The sequence below is a fragment of the Umezawaea sp. NPDC059074 genome (assembly GCF_042738955.1).
In the GTDB taxonomy this organism is placed as follows: Bacteria; Actinomycetota; Actinomycetes; order Mycobacteriales; family Pseudonocardiaceae; genus Umezawaea.
This window is the reverse complement of the sequence record NZ_JBHYHC010000031.1, coordinates 55,176-74,487: the sequence shown is the minus strand read 5'-3', so window position 1 is coordinate 74,487 and position 19,312 is coordinate 55,176. Positions and strand designations below refer to the sequence as shown.

General features: G+C 68.4%; 17 protein-coding genes. 1 reads left to right on the top strand and 16 read right to left on the bottom strand.

The annotated features are described in order from the left end of the window. Positions 1-86: 86 nt before the first annotated feature. The 14 genes from rpoB to rplJ form a co-directional block, all read right to left on the bottom strand. On the bottom strand, positions 87-3,569 hold the full coding sequence (rpoB, locus tag ACFWW9_RS16775) for a DNA-directed RNA polymerase subunit beta (protein WP_390377744.1): 3,483 nt from the start codon (positions 3,567-3,569) through the stop codon (positions 87-89). 511 nt (positions 3,570-4,080) lie between these two features. Then, positions 4,081-5,088 carry a hypothetical protein gene (locus ACFWW9_RS16770; RefSeq protein WP_390377741.1) on the bottom strand — a complete coding sequence of 336 codons (1,008 nt, stop codon included), beginning with the start codon at positions 5,086-5,088 and terminating at the stop codon, positions 4,081-4,083. A 26-nt stretch (positions 5,089-5,114) separates the two neighbouring features. Then, positions 5,115-5,627: a hypothetical protein gene (locus ACFWW9_RS16765; RefSeq protein ID WP_390377738.1), complete on the bottom strand. Its 513-nt coding sequence runs from the start codon at positions 5,625-5,627 to the stop codon at positions 5,115-5,117. Between the two features lie 10 nt (positions 5,628-5,637). Continuing rightward, the gene (locus ACFWW9_RS16760) at positions 5,638-6,864 is read right to left on the bottom strand and encodes an MCE family protein (protein WP_390377735.1); all 1,227 of its coding nucleotides are present in this window, start codon (positions 6,862-6,864) and stop codon (positions 5,638-5,640) included. Beyond that, positions 6,861-8,012, bottom strand: coding sequence for an MCE family protein (locus ACFWW9_RS16755; RefSeq protein ID WP_390377732.1), 1,152 nt, complete (start codon positions 8,010-8,012; stop codon positions 6,861-6,863). The genes ACFWW9_RS16760 and ACFWW9_RS16755 overlap by 4 nt, the downstream gene beginning before the upstream one ends. Then, the gene (locus tag ACFWW9_RS16750) at positions 8,009-9,178 is read right to left on the bottom strand and encodes an MCE family protein (protein ID WP_390377729.1); all 1,170 of its coding nucleotides are present in this window, start codon (positions 9,176-9,178) and stop codon (positions 8,009-8,011) included. The genes ACFWW9_RS16755 and ACFWW9_RS16750 overlap by 4 nt, the downstream gene beginning before the upstream one ends. Beyond that, the gene (locus ACFWW9_RS16745) at positions 9,178-10,188 is read right to left on the bottom strand and encodes an MCE family protein (RefSeq protein ID WP_390377726.1); all 1,011 of its coding nucleotides are present in this window, start codon (positions 10,186-10,188) and stop codon (positions 9,178-9,180) included. Before ACFWW9_RS16745 ends, ACFWW9_RS16750 begins: the two co-directional genes overlap by 1 nt. Then, complete coding sequence (locus tag ACFWW9_RS16740; RefSeq protein WP_390377723.1) at positions 10,185-11,216, bottom strand: MCE family protein; 1,032 nt, start codon at positions 11,214-11,216, stop codon at positions 10,185-10,187. The genes ACFWW9_RS16745 and ACFWW9_RS16740 overlap by 4 nt, the downstream gene beginning before the upstream one ends. Further along, positions 11,213-12,538 (bottom strand): MCE family protein, encoded by a 1,326-nt coding sequence (locus ACFWW9_RS16735; RefSeq protein WP_390377720.1) that lies wholly within the window; start codon positions 12,536-12,538, stop codon positions 11,213-11,215. The genes ACFWW9_RS16740 and ACFWW9_RS16735 overlap by 4 nt, the downstream gene beginning before the upstream one ends. Next, on the bottom strand, positions 12,538-13,362 hold the full coding sequence (locus ACFWW9_RS16730; protein ID WP_390377717.1) for an MlaE family ABC transporter permease: 825 nt from the start codon (positions 13,360-13,362) through the stop codon (positions 12,538-12,540). The genes ACFWW9_RS16735 and ACFWW9_RS16730 overlap by 1 nt, the downstream gene beginning before the upstream one ends. Beyond that, positions 13,362-14,135 (bottom strand): MlaE family ABC transporter permease, encoded by a 774-nt coding sequence (locus ACFWW9_RS16725; protein ID WP_390377714.1) that lies wholly within the window; start codon positions 14,133-14,135, stop codon positions 13,362-13,364. Before ACFWW9_RS16725 ends, ACFWW9_RS16730 begins: the two co-directional genes overlap by 1 nt. Continuing rightward, the gene (locus tag ACFWW9_RS16720) at positions 14,132-15,214 is read right to left on the bottom strand and encodes an ABC transporter ATP-binding protein (RefSeq protein WP_390377711.1); all 1,083 of its coding nucleotides are present in this window, start codon (positions 15,212-15,214) and stop codon (positions 14,132-14,134) included. Before ACFWW9_RS16720 ends, ACFWW9_RS16725 begins: the two co-directional genes overlap by 4 nt. Before the next feature lie 191 nt (positions 15,215-15,405). After that, the gene (rplL, locus tag ACFWW9_RS16715; RefSeq protein WP_390377708.1) at positions 15,406-15,792 is read right to left on the bottom strand and encodes a 50S ribosomal protein L7/L12; all 387 of its coding nucleotides are present in this window, start codon (positions 15,790-15,792) and stop codon (positions 15,406-15,408) included. 60 nt (positions 15,793-15,852) lie between these two features. Continuing rightward, complete coding sequence (gene rplJ, locus ACFWW9_RS16710) at positions 15,853-16,425, bottom strand: 50S ribosomal protein L10 (protein WP_390377705.1); 573 nt, start codon at positions 16,423-16,425, stop codon at positions 15,853-15,855. Positions 16,426-16,690: 265 nt separating this feature from the next. Here rplJ and ACFWW9_RS16705 point away from each other — a divergent pair, with 265 nt between their 5' ends. Continuing rightward, positions 16,691-17,884, top strand: a complete 1,194-nt coding sequence (locus tag ACFWW9_RS16705; RefSeq protein ID WP_390377702.1) for a hypothetical protein — start codon at positions 16,691-16,693, stop codon at positions 17,882-17,884. 67 nt (positions 17,885-17,951) lie between these two features. On the opposite strand, the gene rplA is transcribed toward ACFWW9_RS16705, so the two are convergent. Next, on the bottom strand, positions 17,952-18,662 hold the full coding sequence (gene rplA / locus ACFWW9_RS16700; RefSeq protein WP_390377699.1) for a 50S ribosomal protein L1: 711 nt from the start codon (positions 18,660-18,662) through the stop codon (positions 17,952-17,954). 80 nt (positions 18,663-18,742) lie between these two features. Next, entirely contained in the window at positions 18,743-19,177 is a 435-nt protein-coding gene (rplK, locus tag ACFWW9_RS16695; protein WP_390377696.1) for a 50S ribosomal protein L11, read from the bottom strand. Positions 19,178-19,312: the final 135 nt, after the last annotated feature.

Sequence of the window (19,312 nt, the reverse complement as noted above, 5' to 3'; positions counted from 1 at the left end):
TTGTTTTGCTGCTCAGGAGTGTGGAAGTCGGGTCAGACGGCGGGGAGCACGCGGGAGGCGCGCTCCCCCACCGCTGACCAGCGAGGTCAGTTGACGACGTCGTCGACTGAAGGCGATTCGGACCGCGAGAGGTTGATGCCGAGGTTGGCGGCAGCCCTCTCCAGGTCCTCGTCGTCGCCATCGCGCATCTCGATCGCGGCGCCGTCCGAAGACAGCACCTCGACGTTGAGGCACAACGACTGCAGCTCCTTGAGCAGCACCTTGAAGGATTCCGGGATACCCGGCTCCGGGATGTTCTCGCCCTTGACGATGGCCTCGTAGACCTTCACGCGGCCGAGCACGTCGTCGGACTTGATCGTGAGAAGTTCCTGCAGGGTGTATGCGGCGCCGTACGCCTGCATCGCCCAGCACTCCATCTCACCGAAGCGCTGGCCACCGAACTGCGCCTTACCACCCAGCGGCTGCTGCGTGATCATCGAGTACGGGCCCGTGGAGCGCGCGTGGATCTTGTCGTCCACCAGGTGGAGCAGCTTCAGGATGTACATGTAGCCGACCGACACGGGGTGCGGGTACGGCTCGCCGGAGCGACCGTCGAAGAGCTGCGCCTTGCCGTTCTGCTTGACCATCCGCTCGCCGTCGCGGTTCGGGATGGTCGAGCCGAGCAGCCCGGTGATCTCCTCTTCCTGCGCGCCGTCGAACACCGGCGTGGCCGTGTTCGTGTTCGGCTCCACGTGGTAGAGGTCCTCGGGCAGGTTCTTCGCCCAGTCGGCCTCGCCGTCGATGCTCCAGCCCTGCTTGGCGATCCACCCGAGGTGGGTCTCCAGCACCTGGCCGATGTTCATACGACGGGGCACACCGTGCGTGTTCAGGACGATGTCGACCGGCGTGCCGTCCTCGAGGAACGGCATGTCCTCCGCGGGGAGGATCTTGCCGATGACGCCCTTGTTGCCGTGGCGGCCCGCGAGCTTGTCGCCGTCCTGGATCTTGCGCTTCTGGGCGACGTAGACCCGGACCAGCTCGTTCACGCCGGGGGGCAGCTCGTCGTCGTCCTCGCGGCTGAACACGCGGATGCCGATGACCTTGCCGTACTCGCCGTGCGGCACCTTCAGCGACGTGTCGCGCACCTCGCGCGCCTTCTCGCCGAAGATCGCGCGGAGCAGGCGCTCCTCCGGGGTCAGCTCGGTCTCGCCCTTGGGCGTGACCTTGCCGACCAGGATGTCGCCGGGCTGGACCTCGGCGCCGATGCGGATGATGCCGCGCTCGTCGAGGTCCGCGAGGACCTCCTCGGAGACGTTCGGGATGTCCCGCGTGATCTCCTCGGCACCCAGCTTGGTGTCGCGGGCGTCGATCTCGTGCTCTTCGATGTGGATCGAGGTGAGCACGTCGTCCTGCACGAGGCGCTGCGACAGGATGATCGCGTCCTCGTAGTTGTGGCCTTCCCACGGCATGATCGCCACGAGCAGGTTCTTCCCGAGGGCCATCTCGCCGTTCTCGGTGCAGGGGCCGTCCGCGAGGACCTGGCCCTGCTCCACGCGGTCACCCTCGTGGACGATCGGCTTCTGGTTGATGCAGGTGCCCTGGTTCGACCGGCGGAACTTGTGCATCCCGTAGGTCTGGCGGGAACCGTCGTCGGCCATCACCGTGACGTAGTCGGCGGAGATCTCCTCGACGACACCGGTCTTCTTGGCGACGACGACCTCGCCCGCGTCGACCGCGGCGCGCAGCTCCATGCCGGTGCCGACCAGCGGCGCCTCGCTGCGGAGCAGCGGGACGGCCTGGCGCTGCATGTTCGCGCCCATCAGTGCGCGGTTCGCGTCGTCGTGCTCGAGGAACGGGATCATCGCGGTCGCGGCCGACACCATCTGCCGCGGCGAGACGTCCATGTAGTCGACGTCCTCGGGCAGGATCAGCTCGACCTCGCCGCCCTTCTTGCGGACGAGGACGCGGTCTTCGATGAAGTTGCCGTCGAGGTCGATCTGGGCGTTCGCCTGCGCCTTGACGTACCGGTCCTCCTCGTCGGCCGTCAGGTAGTCGATCTGGTCGGTGACCCGACCGTCGACGACCTTGCGGTACGGCGTCTCGATGAAGCCGAACGGGTTGACCCGCCCGTAGGAGGACAGCGAGCCGATCAGGCCGATGTTCGGGCCTTCCGGCGTCTCGATCGGGCACATGCGGCCGTAGTGCGACGGGTGGACGTCCCGGACCTCCATGCCCGCGCGCTCACGGGACAGACCACCCGGACCCAGCGCCGACAGGCGGCGCTTGTGGGTCAGGCCCGCGAGCGGGTTGGTCTGGTCCATGAACTGCGAGAGCTGGGAGGTCCCGAAGAACTCCTTGATCGCGGCCACGACGGGACGGATGTTGATCAGGGTCTGGGGCGTGATCGCCTCGACGTCCTGGGTCGTCATCCGCTCGCGGACCACGCGCTCCATGCGGGACAGGCCCACGCGGATCTGGTTCTGGATCAGCTCGCCGACCGTGCGGAGGCGACGGTTGCCGAAGTGGTCGATGTCGTCGACCTCGACGGGCACCTCGGTCTCGCCGGGCTGCATGTTCGTCTCACCCGCGTGCAGGCGCACGAGGTACTCGATCGTCGTGACGACGTCGTCCTCGGTCAGCACGCCGGTGCTGATCGGGCTGGCCAGGCCCAGCTTCTTGTTGACCTTGTACCGGCCGACCTTGGCGAGGTCGTAGCGCTTCTCCTTGAAGAACAGGTTCTCCAGAAGGGCCTGCGCGCTCTCCTTGGTGGGGGGCTCGCCGGGGCGCAGCTTCCGGTAGATGTCGAGCAGTGCCTCGTCGGTGCCGGCGGTGTGGTCCTTCTCGAGCGTCGTGAGGAGGGTCTCGCTGAACGAGAAGCGCTCACGGATCTGCTCGGTGGACCAGCCCAGCGCCTTGAGCAGCACGGTGACGGGCTGGCGGCGCTTGCGGTCGATGCGCACACCGACGGTGTCGCGCTTGTCTACGTCGAACTCCAGCCAAGCACCCCGCGAGGGGATGATCTTGACGCTGAAGACGTCCTTGTCCGTCGTCTTGTCGACGTTCGTGTCGAAGTAGACGCCGGGCGATCGGACGAGCTGGGAAACCACGACCCGCTCGGTGCCGTTGATGATGAACGTGCCCTTGTCGGTCATCATCGGGAAGTCACCCATGAACACCGTCTGGCTCTTGATCTCGCCAGTGGTGTGGTTGGTGAACTCCGCCGTGACGAACAACGGGGCGGCGTACGTCATGTCCTTGTCCTTGCACTCCTCGGTCGAGGCCTTGACCTCGTCGAAGCGCGGGTCGGAGAAGGAGAGGGACATCGAGCCCGAGAAGTCTTCGATCGGCGAGATCTCGTTGAGGACCTCTTCGAGGCCGCCCGTCGGCGCCTCGTCACCGGCGTCGATGCGGCGCTGGAACCAGGCCTCATCACCGGTGAGCCATTCGAAGGACTGAATCTGCAGGTCAAGCAGGTTGGGCGTCTTGAGCGGTTCGTGGATCTTCGCAAATGAGACCCGCTTGGGCGCTCCAGGGATCCCCGACGTGGAGTTGGTCGCAGCAGTGGCCTTGGTCGCGCGAGAGATCGCCAAGATGCGTCCTTCCAGGGACTAATTAGCTGGCTAGCAGCGGACTAGCACGGCTGTCAAGGGTGCGGCGCCGCCGTGCGCATCCGTGACTCGGCAGGCTTCCTCTCGGCGAAGAGGGGCCCAACAAGGGGGCAAAACGGGATGAGGGCAGCGCAAAGGAGCAGTCTAGCCACACACACGGCGACTGTCGAGAGGCACCTGGAAGGACCTTTCTCGTGTTCGGAAACAGAGTGACCCTGCCTGCGCCCACAGTCAAGATGCCACGCCCCGATCACTCCGGTGGCGCAAGCCATGTTTACCGGAAGTAACGTCGTTGACCAGCGCAAACACGAGCGGAGCAGCGGGGGCGATCCAGGACGCCGTCCAGAAGGGCTCCACTGGGACGTGTACACCGTGGACAAAAATCAGCCCGAAAGTGTGGCCGGCGTCACGCGTTCAGGGGGTTGAAGTGGATCTTCAACGTCCCTGTGAAGGCCCGAACAGGCCGTTGTCGCCCGATCCACTGATCGGACGTCTACTTCGCGTCGGCGCACTTGGCCATCTCGGCGGACTGGTCGCCGGTCTGGCCGAACATCTCCATGTTGTCGACCTTCCAGCGGCCGTCGGCCCGCTGGGTCCCGACGCGCATCATCGCGATGCCGCCGCCGGTCGTGTTGTCGGTCGTGCGCGTGGTCACCTGGTCGATGAACAGCAGGACGGTGGCGCGGTCGCCGTCCAACGACGTGACGCCGCTGCTCACGACCCGGACGGTCACCACGAGCTTCTGCTCGGGGGCCAGCGACTTCACCGGGCCGAAGATCGCGTTGTACTGGCACTTCGCCTTGCCGACCAGCAGCTCGTTCGCGGCGCTCTCGGTGGCCGCGACGTCGGCGAAGTTGTAGGAGAAGGCCTTCTCGACCGCCTCGCGCGCCTGGCCGCTGACCTCGGTCGTGCCCCCGGTGTCGACCAGCGCCTGGTTGACGCTCGTGCCCCGGTCGCGGGTCTGGAACCAGTAGCCCAGGCCCGCCAGCGCGGCCGCCACCAGGAGCAGGACCAGCGGCAGGAGCAGCGGGGACCGGGTCTTCCCGGCCTGGTCAGCGGTGTCCGCGGCGTCGGCGGCGTCCGACTCGGCGTCGGCTGCCTCGTCGTCGGCGGTCCTGGGGGTCGGCGACGGGACCCTGGTCGACGTGCGCCTGCGGCCGACCGGCTTGGCGGGAGCGGGAGCGGGTTCGACCTCAGCCTCGGCGGGCTCGGTGTCGGTGTCGCCGAGGTCGACGGCGTCCACCGCCGCGGTGGGGACGTCGTCGGTGTCGGGTGCCGCGGTCTTGGCGAGGCTCACCCGGTCGGGCACGTCGACGCTCTCGACCGCGGTCGGCTCGTCGACGGGGGGCGCGGCGGTCTCGGGGGCTTCCACCTGCGGCGCCGCGTCCGGGGCGGCGGGCTCGGCCTGCCGCTGCTTGTTCAGCCCGGCGACCTTCGGGCGGTAGGCGGGCGTCGACGGGACCGGGCGGCGGCGGGGCGGCGGGGGCACTGGGGAGTCCAATCTGTTCACGCTGGTCGGGCGGCTGGTCAGGCGCCGCCCGCGGCGACGGGGCCGAGCGCGCTGAGCTTCCAGCCCGCGTCCGTGCGGCTCAGGTCCGTCTGGTAGCGGTTGACCTTCTTGACCGACTGCCCGCCGTCGGGCGTCACGGTCGTCTCGACGACGGCGATCAGGTGGGCCTGACCGGCGCGGTCGTCGAGCTCGGTGACGGCCGCGTCGAGCACCCGGCTGGTGGTGACGGTCTTGGCGTCCTGGATCTGCTTCTTGCGGCTGTCCTTGCCGGTCTCGATCTCCTGGTGCAGGTCGCCGGTGGACGAGTCCATCCAGCGCGCCAGGTCCTCGTCGACCTTGCGGTAGTCGAGGGTGGTGAAGGTGGCGATGCCGACCTGGCCGACGCGCAGCACCTCGTCGCGCTCCCGCGCGTACACGGCGCCGTCGTCGGTCGACCCGCCCAGCCACGACACGCCCGCCCACGCCGCGTACCCGGCGGCGAGCACCACGAGCACGGCGCTCAGCGGCAACGCCCATCGGCGGAAGTTCACTTCGCTCCTCCTAGCCCGGCAGGCCGAGCAGCTGGCCGAGGCTGGTCAGCAGGGGCGCGGTCTGGGCCGCGGTCCCGGTCTGCTCCTGACCCGGCTGCGTGGTCTCGTTGCCCTGGGGTGTGGTCGGTTGACCACCGTAGGGCGCGTTCTGGGCTCCGCGCACGGTGGTGGCGCTCCCCCGCGCCAGCGCGCAGTACGCCTGCGTGTTGAGCGCGACGGGGGTGGTGTCGGTGCCCTGCCTGATCGGGGTGCCCTCGTAGCCCACGGTGCACGGGGCCGGGTCGAACACGTTGATCGCGAGGCCGAAGTGGGCGGTGCCGTCGCCGGGGGCGACGGTGAAGCCGCCGCCGACCACGATCGGGTAGGTCACGGCGATCTGCTCCAGGCCGTCCAGCCTGCTGACCAGGATGTTCGACGTGGTGAGCAGGTTCGCGAACACCACGCCGAGGTTCGAGCCGCTCTCGCGGAGCAGCCCGGACACCTGCTCGGCGGCCCGCGGGCTCACGGCGATCAGGTTCCGCAGGTCGCCGTCGGACTTCTTCAGCTGCTCGGCGAGCAGCCGCAGGTCGCCGCTGAACGACCGGATCGCGCTCCCCTGCTGGGCCTGCGTGGTGAGCACGGTCACGCCGTCCTGGAGCAGGGCCTTCGTCTGCGGCAGGTGGTCGGTCGCGGTCTGGGTGAACGACCGGGTGTTGTCCAGCAGCACCTGGAGGTCGGGGCCGGTGCCGTTGAAGGCGATGTCCAGCTCGTCGACGACGGTCCGCAGCGCGTCCGTCGGCACGGACTTGGCGAACGCGTCGAGGTTGGCGAGCAGGTTGTCGACCGGCGGCGGGACGCTGGTGGCGCTGCGCGGGATGACCGCGCCCGCCTCCAGGTACGGGCCGTCGTCGCGCTTGGGGCGCAGGTCCACGAACTGCTCGCCGACCGCGGACCGGTTCGCCACCACGGCGTCCAGGTCCGACGGCACGCGCGGCGCGTCCGGGTTGATGTCCAGGTCGACCTCGACGCCGTCCGCGGCCAGGCGCAGCGCCCCGACCCGGCCGATCGTCACGCCGCGGTAGGTGACCTCGGCGTTGCTGAAGATGCCGCCGGAGTCCGCGAGCTGCATCGTCACGACGTAGCCGGACGAGCCGACCAGCCTGCCGAGCCCGACGTACCGGGCCCCGACGTAGCTGATGCCGACCAGGGCGATCACCAGGAACGCGCCGATCTGGAGCTTGATCTTGCGGGGGATCACCGGCCGCCTCCCAGCAGTCCGCCGAGCAGGTCGCCGAGGCCGGTCCCGGTGCCGATGCCGGGCACCGGGAGGTTCGGCAGCGGCAGGGGCAGCGACGGCAGCGGCTTGCCGTCCAGGCCGGGGATGCCGGGCAGGAGGCCCTGCCGCGAGGAGCCCAGGTTGTCGACGATGCTGCCGAGGTTCAGGTCGAGGTTCAGGAACGCGTTCGTGTAGTCGCCCTTGATGCCGTCGACCGCCGCGTCCGGGAACGGGTAGGTGAAGAGGAGCTGGAACGCGTTCGGCAGGTTCGTGCCGGCCTCGGCGAGCTTCTGCAACGTCGGTGACAGCGCCTTCAGGTCCGCGACCAGGTCTTCCTTGCTCTTGTTCACCGTGTCGACGGCGACGCCGGACAGCTCGTCCAACGCCTGGAGCAGGGTGACGAGCTGGGTGCGCTGGTCGGCGAGGACCTTCAGGCCGGGTTCGAGGGTGTCGAGCACTCCCCCGATCTGGTCGCGCTGGGCGTTGAGCGTGCCGCCGAGCCGGTTGACCCCGTCCAAGGCCCTGGTGATCTCGACCTTGTGCCCGTCCAGCTGCGTGACCAGCGTGTTCACGTTCGTCAGCAGCGAGCGGATCTCCGGCTCGTTGCCCTCGGTGGCGGCGTTCAGCTCCTTGGCGATGTCCTGGAGCTGCGCGACGCCACCGCCGTTGAGCAGCAGCGACAGCGCGCCGAAGACCTCTTCGACCTCGGGGTTGCGGTTCGTCCGGTCCACCGGGATCAGCGCGCCGTCGACGAGCTTGCCCTCCTCCTTGCCCTCGGCGGGCTTGGCCAGCTCGACGAACTTCTCGCCGAGCAGCGCGGACTGGCGGAGCTTGGCGACGGAGTTGGCGGGCAGCACGACGTCGCCGTTCACGGCCACGGTCACCTCGGCGGTCCAGCCGTCCGGGGCGAGGTCGATCTTCTCCACCTTGCCGACGGCGACGTCGTTGACCTTCACGCCCGCCTGCGGCACGAGGTCGAGCACGTCCTTGAACTGCACCTTCACCCGGTACGGCCGGTCGCCGAGGTCGGCGCCGCCGGGCAGCGGCATCGTGTAGACGCCGTCGAAGCCGCCGGAGCCGCAGCCCGCGAGGAGGGCGACCGAGACGAGGACGGGGACCAGTCGCTTCACTGCGGCACACCTCCCAGCGGCAACGGCAGGGGCAGCTTGCCCTGGCTGAGCGAGCCGAGCGCCTCGGCGGGCGTGGGCAGCGGCAGCGCGCCGGTCAGCACGGGTTCGAGCTGCGAGCACACCTGCGACAGCGCGAGCGGGACGGTGCCGGGCTCGACCTGCTGGATCAGCTTGCAGACCAGCACGATCGGCGGCTGGTTCAGCTCGTTGATGTCGGCGCGGGTGTCGAGGGTTCCCGACGCGGCGTTGTAGGAGTTCTGGAGGTTGCCGAGGGCGAGCGGGGCGACGTCGAGGGTCTCGGCGAGCGCGGCCCGCTGCTTCACCAGGACGCCGGTGATGCTCGCCAGCTTGTCCACGTTGGACTTGAGGACGGCCCGGTTGTCCTTGATGAACCCCTGCACCTGGCCGAGGGCGTTGGCCAGCTCGGTCAACGCGGCCCCGAGGTTCTCGCGTTCGTCGGCGAGGAACCCGGCCACCTCCGCGAGCTGTTTGTTGAAGTCCCGGACCTGGCTGTCGTTGGCCGCCAGCATGGCGGTGAAGCTCGACAGGTTGTCGACCGTGGCGAACAGGTCCTCCTTCGAGCCGGAGAGGGTCCTGGTCGCGTCGCCGAGGTTGCGGATGGTGTCGTTGAGAGCCTGGCCGTTGCCGTCGAGGTTGTTCGCGGCGCTGGTGAGCAGGTCCGACAGCGAGCCGTTCTTGTTGGCCCCGTTGGGACCCAGCGCGGTGGTGAGCTTGTCCAGGCTGGAGTACAGCTCGTCCAGCTCGACGGGGGTCGCGGTGCGCTCGCGCGGGATCACCACGTCGTCGCCCATGGTCGGGCCCGCGGTGTAGGCGGGAGCGAGCTGCACGTACCGGTCGCTGACCACGCTCGGCGCGACGACGACGGCCTGCGCGTCGGCGGGCACCTTCACGTCGCGGTCGAGCGTCATGGTGACCCGCACGAGCTTGCCCTCGGGCTGGACGTCGTCGATGGTGCCGACCTTCACGCCGAGCACCCGCACGTCCGACCCCTGGTAGAGCCCGACGGCCGCGCCGAACAGCGCGGTGACCCTGCGGCTGTTGACGCCGGAGAAGATCCACCACAGCGCCGCCGACGCGACCAGCGCCAGCACGCACGCCATCGCCAGCGCTCGACCGAGGTCGCGACCCGCCTTCGTCCGCGCCATCACTTCCCCCTCTGGACGCCGGGAGGCAGGCAGCCCTCTTCGTTGAACCCGACCACGCCGAGGTTCACCGACGGGGGCAGCAGGCCGCAGAGGTACACGTCGAACCAGCGGCCGTTGCCCAGGGTGTTGGCGAACACCCGGTAGAACGGCGCCATCAGCGCGAGCCCCTTGTCGAGGCTGTCCTGGTTGCGCTGCAACAGGGTCGTGACCCGCTCCAGCTGCTCCAGCGCGGGTTTCAGCTGCGCGTTGTTGTCCTGCACCAGCCCGGTCAGCTCGGTCGACAGGTCACGGGTTCCCCTGAGCAGCAACGAGATCGCGTCCTTCCGCTTGCGCAGCTCGCCGAGCAGCAGGTTGCCGTCGGACAGGAGCTTCTCGAACTGCTCGTTGCGGTCGGACAGGGTCTTGGTGATGTCCCTGGTGTTGCCCAGCAGCTTCGCGAGCTGCTCGTCGCGCGAGGAGATCGTCTTCGACAGCGCGGACAGGCCGTCCAGCGCGCCGCGGACGCTGTCCGACGAGCCCTCGAACGTCTGGGACAGCACCTCGAAGCTGTCCGAGAGCTGCTTGGTGTCGATCTGGCCGACGGTGGTCGCGAGGCCGTTGAACGCCTCGTTCACGTCGTACGGGGCGAGCGTGCGGTCCTTCGGGATCGGCAGGCCGGGGTCCAGCGGCAGCGACCCCTGCGGGTCCAGCGCCACGAACTTCTGGCCCAGCAGCGTCTTGATCCGGATCGTCGCCGTGGTGCGGTCGCCGACCCAGGCGTCCTTGACCTTGAACGACACCCGCACGAGGTTGCCGTCCAGCTTCACCTTCGTCACCTTGCCGACCTTGACCCCGGCGACGCGGACCTCGTTGCCGGACACCAGGCCCGCGGCCTCGCTGAACTCGGCGGAGTACGTCGTGCCGCTGCCGATGATGGGCAGGTCGTCGGAGTAGAACGCGGCGACCAGCAGCAGCGCGATCAGCGTGAGGCTGATGGCGCCGACCGTGACCGGGTTCCGTTCGGGTTTCATCGACGGCACCTCGGCTGCGTCACGGGCAGGGCGGTGATCGGGATCGGGGTGGTGATGACCGGCGGGACGGCGATCTGGCCGCTGCCCTCGCACAGGAAGAAGTTGAACCACGAGCCGTAGGTCGCGGTGCGGGTGATCGTCTCCAGCTTGCTCGGCAGCTTCTGGATCGCCGCCTCGACGACGGCCTCGTTGTCGCCGAGGTTCTTCGACACCAGGCCGAGCGAGGCGATGTCGTCCTTCAACGGCTGCCGCGCCTGGTCGAGCAGGCCCGCGGTGGTGGAGGTGAGGTCGCCGAGCGCGGTGACCGCCTCGCCGATGGGCTCCCTGTCCTGCGCCAGGCCGGACACGAGCTGCTGCACGGTCGTGACGAGCGTGGACAGCTGCTCGCCGCGCGAGTTCACCGTGTCCAGCACCGAGTTGAGGTTGTCGATGACCTCGCCGATGACCTGGTCCTTGCCCGCGAGCGTGGACGTCAGCGAGGCGGTGTGCCGCAGCAGGCTGTCGATCGTGCCGCCCTCGCCCTGGAGGACCTGGATGATCTCGTAGGACAGCTTGTTGATGTCCTCGGGGTTGAGCGCCTGGAACAGCGGCTTGAACCCGTTGAACAGCACGGTGAGGTCGAGCGCGGGCTTGGTGCGCTCCAACGGGATCACGCCGCCCTCGGGCAGCACCGCGTTGAGGTCGCCGACGCCCGGCTCCAGCGCGATGTACCGCTGGCCGACGAGGTTGCGGTACTTGATCGTCGCCGTGGCCGACGCGGGGAGCTTGCGGTCGCCGTCGATGCTGAAGGCGACCTCGGCGAGCCGCCGGTCGACGACCCGGATGTCCTCGACCTGGCCGACGCGGACACCCGCGATGCGGATGTCGTCGCCCTTGTTCAACGCGGTCACGTCGGTGAACCGCGCGGTGTAGCCGGTGGCGCTCTTGAGGCTCACGTTGGCGATCGTGACCGCGAGCAGCGTGGTCGCCAGGATCGTGACCACGGCGAAGACGATCAGCTTGATCAGGGGTGCGGCGAGTCCTCTCACTTCACCGTCACCTCCGTCCCGCGGTAGAGCGGGCCGAGCAGCAGGCTGGTGAAGCTGGGCATCTCCCTGCTGGGCACGCCGACCTCACCCGCCAGCAGCACCGAGAGCATCCGCTGCTCCTCGGGCGAGTTCGCGACGCTCTCCGCCGACACGGCCGACGGGCTGGTGGTGCCGCCCTGGGCCGTGGCCGGGGGCAGGACGCCGTCGTTGGCGCTGCGGGCCGCGGGCGGCGGCTTCGAGCCGTCGACCAGCGGGCCCTCCGGCGGGTACTGGGGGAACGGGTTGGGCCGCGGGATGATGTCGTAGCAGCGGGGGCCGCGCTTGTCGCCGTACACCGGCTCGTCCTGGTTGGGCAGGTACTTGCCGCGGTTCGCGGTGATCTCCATGGTGATGTGCAGGCCGGGCTTGGCCGTGCCCTCGCCGAACGCCTTGCTGATCACCGGCGTGAACTCGGTGAGCCCCTTGAGCAGGCACGGGTACTCGGGCGCGTACTTGGCGAGCAGCTCCAGCGTCGGGCGGCTGGTGTCGGCGAGCTGGATCAGGTTGTTCTTGTTGACCGTGAGGAAGCTGGTCAGGTCGCGCGAGGTGGTCGTCAGCGTCCCGTACAGGGCCAGCAGGTTGTCGCGCTGCTCGACGATGGTCTTGCTCGTCGTGGTCGCGTCGGTGAGGGCCTGCACCAGGTCGGGCGCGGCGTCGGCGTAGACGTTGCTGACGTCCGCGAGCCTGCTGATGCCCTCCTTGAGCGCGGGCAGCTGCGGGTTCAGCTCGCCGAGGTAGGAGTCGAGCTGGACGAGGGTCTGGCCGAGCGGCTTGCCCCGGTGGTCCAACGCCTGCGAGACCGCGGTCAACGTGGTCGCGAGCTTCTCCGGCTGCACGGCCTGGAGCACCGGCATCAGGTCGTTGAGGACCTGCTCCAGCTCGATCGCGCTGCTGGACCGGTCCTGCTCGATGACCGAGCCGTCGGTGAGGTGCCCGCCCGCGGAGTCCTTCGGCAGCACCAGGTTCACGTACCGCTCGCCGAACAGGGTCTTCGGCAGCAGCCGCGCGGACACGTCCTTCGGGATCAGGTCGACCTTGTCCGGTTGCAGCGCCAGTTCGAGTTCAGCGCCGTCGCCGGTGCTGCGGATCTGGCGGACCTCGCCGACGATCAGCCCGCGCACCTTCACGTCCGACGCCCGCAGCAGCTGGTTGCCGACGTGGTCGGTCTTCAGCGTGACGGTGACGACCTTCGTGAACGCGTTGTCGTACAGCGCCACGGTGAGCCCGAGGAACGTCACGATGACCGTGAGGAAGACGAGGCCGAGCAGCCGTTGCCTGATCATCAGCCCGCGATCCTCACCGTCGTCGTGGTGCCCCAGATCGCCAGGCTCAGGAAGAAGTCGAGCAGGCTCGTGGTGACGATGGCGGTGCGGACCGCGCGGCCGACGGCGACGCCGACACCCGCGGGGCCGCCGCTGGCGCGGTAGCCGTAGTAGCAGTGGGTCATGATGATCACGACGGCGAACACCAGGACCTTGCCGAACGACCACAGGACGTCGATCGGCGGTAGGAACAGGTTGAAGTAGTGGTCGTACGTGCCCGCGGACTGGCCGTAGAACTGCACGGTGATCGTCCGCGCGGCGAGGTAGCTGGTCAGCAGGCCGATCACGTACAGCGGGATGATCGCGACGAAACCCGCGATGATCCGGGTCGTGACCAGGAACGGCATGGACGGGATGCCCATGACCTCCAGCGCGTCGATCTCCTCGGAGATCCGCATCGCGCCGAGCTGCGCGGTGAAACCGGAGCCGACCGTGGCGGACAGCGCGAGGCCCGCCACCAGCGGGGCGATCTCGCGGGTGTTGAAGTACGCGCTGACGAAGCCCGCGAACGCCGACGTGCCGATCTGGTTCAACGCCGTGAAGCCCTGGAGGCCGACGACCGTGCCGGTGAACACCGACAGGCCGACCATCACGCCGATCGTGCCGCCGATGACGGCCAGCGCCCCGCTGCCGAAGCTGACCTCGGCCAGCAGGCGCAGGGTCTCGCGCAGGTAGCGGCGCAGGACGCGCGGCGTCCACGCGAGCGCGCGCAGGTAGAACGACAGCTGGTCGCCGAAGCCGTCGAGCGCCTGGAGCGGACGGCCCGCCGCTTTGCGGAAGTCCATCAGCTCCCCTTCGCCGGGACGACCGTGAGGTAGATCGTGGTGAGCACGAAGTTCACGAAGAACAGCAGCAGGAACGTGATGACGACGGCCTGGTTCACCGCGTCGCCCACGCCCTTCGGCCCGCCCGCCGGGTTGAGGCCGCGGTAGGCGGCCACGATGCCCGCGATGAACCCGAAGATCAACGCCTTGAACTCGCTGATCCACAGGTCCGGGAGCTGTGCGAGGGCCGAGAAGCTCGCCAGGTACGCCCCCGGCGTGCCGTCCTGGAGGACCACGTTGAAGAAGTAGCCGCCCATCACGCCGACGACGCTGACCATGCCGTTGAGCAGGACGCTGACCAGCATCGCGGCCAGCACGCGCGGCACGACGAGGCGTTGGATCGGCGAGACGCCGAGCACCTCCATCGCGTCGATCTCCTCGCGGATCTTGCGCGACCCGATGTCCGCGCAGATCGCGCTGCCGCCCGCGCCCGCGATCAGCAGCGCCGTCACGATGGGGCTGGCCTGCTGGATGATCGCCAGCACGCTCGCCGCGCCGGTGAACGACTGCGCGCCGATCTGCCTGGTCAGCGAGCCGAGCTGGAGGGCGATGACCGCGCCGAACGGGATCGACACCAGCGCCGTCGGCAGGACCGTGACGCTGACGATGAACCAGCTCTGCTGGATGAACTCGCGCAGCTGGAACGGCCGCTTGAACGCGCTGCGGGTGACGTCGATGCCGAGCGCGAAGAGCTTGCCGGTCTCCCGCAGGGCGCCGACACCGGGCGCGGTCACAGGTCACCGGCCTTGCGCTGCCACTCGGTGTGCTCCCGCGGGTAGGGCGAGGGCGTCCGCGGCCCGGCACCCGCGAGCACGCCGTACTTGCTCTGCTCGGCCGGGGTGAGGCTCGCGATGATGCCCTGCTGGGCCTCGTGCGGGAGCGTGTGGATGATGCTCATGACCCGGTCCTTGCGGCGGCGCACGGCGTCCCTCATCGGGAGGCCGGGGGTCGGCTCGATCTGCGGGACCACGCCGCGCACGTCCTCGTCCGGGGAGCCGTCGGAGTGGCCCGCGTCGCGGTGGGCGAGCTCGGCGGCCATCGTGGCCTGGTCCTTCTCCTCGGACATGCCGATCGGGCCGATGCGGCGGCCGTTGAGGAACTGCTCGACCACCGGTTCGTCGCTGGTCAGGAGCACCTCCCGCGGCCCGAACATCACCAGTTCGCGGCGGAACAGCATGCCGAGGTTGTCCGGGACGGTGCGGGCCACGGTGATGTTGTGGGTGACGATGAGGATCGTGGCGTCGATCTGCGCGTTCAGGTCGATCAGGAGCTGGCTCAGGTAGGCGGTCCGGACCGGGTCCAACCCGGAGTCCGGCTCGTCGCACAGGATGATCTCCGGGTCGAGCACCAGCGCCCTGGCCAGGCCCGCCCGCTTGCGCATACCGCCGGAGATCTCGCCGGGGAGCTTCTTCTCCGCGCCGACGAGACCGACCATCTCCATCTTCTCGAGGACGATGCGGCGCACCTCGGCCTCGGTCTTGCGGGTGTGCTCGCGGAGCGGGAAGGCGACGTTGTCGAACAGGTTCATGGAGCCGAAGAGGGCCCCGTCCTGGAAGAGGACGCCGAACATCTTCCGGATCTCGTAGAGCTTGTGCTCGGAGCAGCGGACGAGGTCCGTGCCGTTGATGATGATCTTGCCCTGCTCGGGTTTGAGCAGCCCGACCAGGGACTTCAGGAAAACCGACTTGCCGGTGCCCGAGGGGCCCAGCATGACGCTGACCTCACCCGGCGGGATGCTGAGCGTGACGTCCCGCCAGATGGTCTGCTTGCCGAAGGACTTCGTGAGACCTTCGACCACCACCTCGACGCCCATCACACCTCCCGAATCGGGTCATGACACACAGGTGCAACGAGCCCGAGTCAGCGAGGTTACTCACCAGTTGGAGTAACGGGGGTTGCGGACGGATAACGCCTGCGTCGCCCGATGGGGTGAAACACGTGCCCTGGCACGGCACAAGGCGGGCGCCCCGAAGGGCACCCGCCTTGTGCGGAGGTGGGGCTAGATCACTTGACGGTGATCTTGGCGCCGGCAGCCTCGAGCTTCTCCTTGGCCGCCTCGGCGGCGTCCTTCGCGACCTTCTCGAGGATGGCCTTGGGAGCGGACTCCACGAGCTCCTTGGCCTCCTTCAGACCCAGACCGGAGACGACCTCGCGGACGACCTTGATGACCTGGATCTTCTTGTCGCCGGCGGACTCGAGGACGACGTCGAACTCGTCCTGCTCCTCGACCTCGGCCGCAGCGGCGCCGGGGCCCGCGGGGCCCGCCATCGCGACGGGGGCAGCGGCGGTGACCTCGAAGGTCTCCTCGAACTGCTTCACGAACGCGGACAGCTCCAGGAGGGTCATCTCCTTGAAGACGTCGAGCAGCTCGTCGTTGCTGAGCTTCGCCATGGTGGCGGTCCTTTCGGTAACCACGTCCCGGTCAGGGGACGCGAGTGCTTGGGTGTGTGATCAGCTCTCGGCGGGCTCTGCGGCGTCGGCGGCCGGAGCGGCGGCGTCCGAGGACCCCTCCGCGGCGCGCTTGTCCGCAAGTGCCTGGGCCAGGCGAGCGACCTGGGAAGCCGGGGCGGCAAACAGGCCCGCGGCCTTCGACAGGTTGCCCTTCATCGCGCCCGCCAGCTTGGCGAGCAGCACCTCACGGGAGTCGAGGTCCGCAATGCGGGTGACCTCGTCCACCGAGAGGGAGCGGCCATCCATGTAGCCGCCCTTGATGACCAGGGCCTTGTTGTCCTTCGCGAAGTCGCGCAGGGTCTTGGCCGCGTCGACCGGCTCGCCTTCGATGAAGGCGATGGCGGTCGGGCCGATGAGAAGGGCCTCGAGGCCCTCCACGCCGGCGTCCTGAGCGGCACGCTTGACCAGCGTGTTCTTCGAGACGGTGTACGTGGCGCCCGTGCCGAGAGCGCGACGCAGCGTGGTGAGCTGCGCCATGGAGAGGCCACGGTACTCGGTGATGACTGCTGCCGAGCTGCCACGGAACTTCTCCGTGATCTCGGCGACGGCCGACACCTTGGTGGGCTTCGCCATGATCGCCTCCTCTCTGGGCTGGGTGTTACCGCGGCCTGAGAGGTCCCGAAACAACAAAAACGCCCCGGCGCAGAGCGGCACGGGGCGTGGATCTTCAACCATGGCAAGCCAAGGCTTGGGATACTTCCTCGTCCTCCTGCGCGGGCCGCCCCCATTGCAACGGGGCCTTCGTTCCCTTGCGGGAAGACCGGCGGTCTTTGGTGGAACAGCTCAACGGTAGCCGATGGGCGGTCGCGGCTCCAAATCGAGACGGCATGATGTACGGGTGACGGACAGCACGAGCAACGGACCGCAGCAGCCGCAGCCGCCTGCGGAAATCGATCCGGAGCAGTTGCGGCAGTTCCAGGAGTTCCAGCGGTTCCAGGACTACCAGCGCTTCCAGCAGGCACGGGAGGGCCACGCCCCCCTGGCGTTGCCGCCGGGAGACACAGGCCCCGCCTCACAACCGCCCGCGGTGCAACCACCGATCCAGACCGTCTACGTGAAGCCCGCGCCCAAGCCGATGTGGCAGATCATCCTGGGCAGCAAACTGGTGCGCTGGCTGGTGATGCTGCTGATCCTGGCCCTGCTGGGGGGCTACGCCTACAACCGGTGGTTCGGCGGCGACGACCCCGGTGACATCGCCGTCGACAGCGGGGGCAACAAGGGGAACGTCATCGCCCCCACCAACGCGTACGGCTTGCAGGGCACCGTGGGCATCTTCTACAAGCACGTGTCGCAGGGGTCCGACAGCCGAGCGTGCAACCTGTTCGCCGACGACGGCCGTGCCCGGCAGAAGTTCGCGACGGCGTTCTCGGCACCCGACTGCCAAGCCGCCATCCGATCGCTGCACGACCAGGTCAGCAACGTCTCGGACTACGAGCAGGTGTACTTCGCGGACACGATGCTGAAGGAACCGCTGACGAACACCACCACCGTCAGCTCCTGCAAGGACCTGACGGTGGTGGGCGGACCTCGGCTGGGGAAGTTCGTCCTGACCAAGCAGTCCGGAAGCGGAGCCTGGATCATCACCGACTACGAGGCCGAGCCCGCCGGGTGTCCTGCCGTGGACAGCGGAGGCAACAAGGGGAACGTCATCGCTCCCGTCAACGCTTACGGCTTGCAGGGCACCGTGGGGACCTTCTACAAGCACGTGTCGCAGGGGTCATCGGCTCAAGCCTGCGCCCTGTTCACCGGTGACGGGCGGGCCAAGCAGAAGTTCGCCGCCGCGTTCTCGGCACCCGACTGCGAGGCTGCCGTCACAGCCCTCCACGGTCAGGTCACGAACGTCTCGGACTACGAACAGCCCCTCTTCCCGGACCGGATGCTGAAGGAGCCGACGACGAGCGTCACCGAGGTCAGTTCTTGCAAGGACCTGACGGTGAGCGGCGGGCCCCGACTGGGGAAGTTCGTGCTCTCCTACCAGGACAACAAGACCTGGCTCATCTCCGACTACGCAGCCGAGACCGCCGCCTGCTGAACCCCCCGACAACGCGAAAGCCCCCGGCGACCAAGTCGCCGGGGGCTTTTTCACACTTGCGAGTCGATCAGACCTCGTCGACGAGCAGGTTGCGCGTGCGGTTCGGGTCGACCGGGATGCCGGGGCCCATCGTGGTGGAGACGGTGACCTTCTTCAGGAACCGGCCCTTCGCCGCGGAGGGCTTGGCGCGGAGGACCTCGTCGAGGGCGGCCGCGTAGTTCTCGACCAGCTTCTCGGTGTCGAACGAGGCCTTGCCGATGACCAGGTGCAGGTTGGCCTGCTTGTCAACGCGGAAGTTGATCTTGCCGCCCTTGATGTCCTGGACCGCCTTGGTGACGTCGGGCGTCACGGTGCCGGTCTTCGGGTTCGGCATCAGGCCACGCGGGCCGAGGATGCGGGCGATGCGACCGACCTTGGCCATCTGGTCGGGGGTGGCGATGGCGGCGTCGAAGTCGAGCCACCCGCCCTGGATGCGCTCGATCAGGTCTTCCGAGCCGACGGCGTCGGCGCCCCCCGCCACAGCCACGGTCGCCTTGTCGCCGGTCGCGAAAACGATGACGCGAGCGGTCTTGCCGGTGCCGTGCGGCAGGTTCACGGTGCCGCGGACCATCTGGTCGGCCTTGCGAGGGTCGACGCCCAAGCGGATGGCGACCTCGACGGTCGCGTCGAGCTTCACCTTGGAAGTTTCCTTGGCGAGCTTGGCTGCCTCCAGCGGCGAGTACAGCCGCTCACGGTCAACCAGCTCGGCGGCCTGACGGTAGGCCTTGCTGCGCTTCATGTCTGTTCCCTAACTCAGTGGATCAGTTGTGGTGCGAGCTGCGCTGAGCTCTCCCACGTACTTCGGTGTATTTGGGTGGATCAGCCTTCGACCGTGATGCCCATGGAACGGGCGGTGCCTGCGATGATCTTCGCGGCCTGGTCGACGTTGGTGGCGTTGAGGTCGACCATCTTGCCCTCGGCGATCTCGCGGACCTGGGCCATGGTCACCTTGGCGACCTTGACGCGGTGCGGCTCGCCCGAACCCTTTTCCACACCGGCGGCCTTGAGGAGCAGCTTCGCGGCGGGCGGGGTCTTGAGCTTGAAGTCGAACGTGCGGTCCTCGTACACGGAGATCTCGACCGGCACGACGGTGCCACGCTGCGACTCGGTCGCGGCGTTGTAGGCCTTGCAGAACTCCATGATGTTGACGCCGTGCTGACCCAGCGCGGGGCCGACCGGCGGGGCGGGGTTCGCCAAACCGGCCTTGATCTGCAGCTTGATGATCGCTGACAGCTTCTTCTTCTTGGGAGGCATCTCAATACTTCCTGTTATTGCAGTGTCCGCGCGCGGCCCTGCCAGCCGCAGCGTGGCCGACGATCCCCCCGGGGATCGATAAGATCTTTGAAAACAGGCTGAACCACAGCACGCCCCGGGTCTCGCGACCGAAGC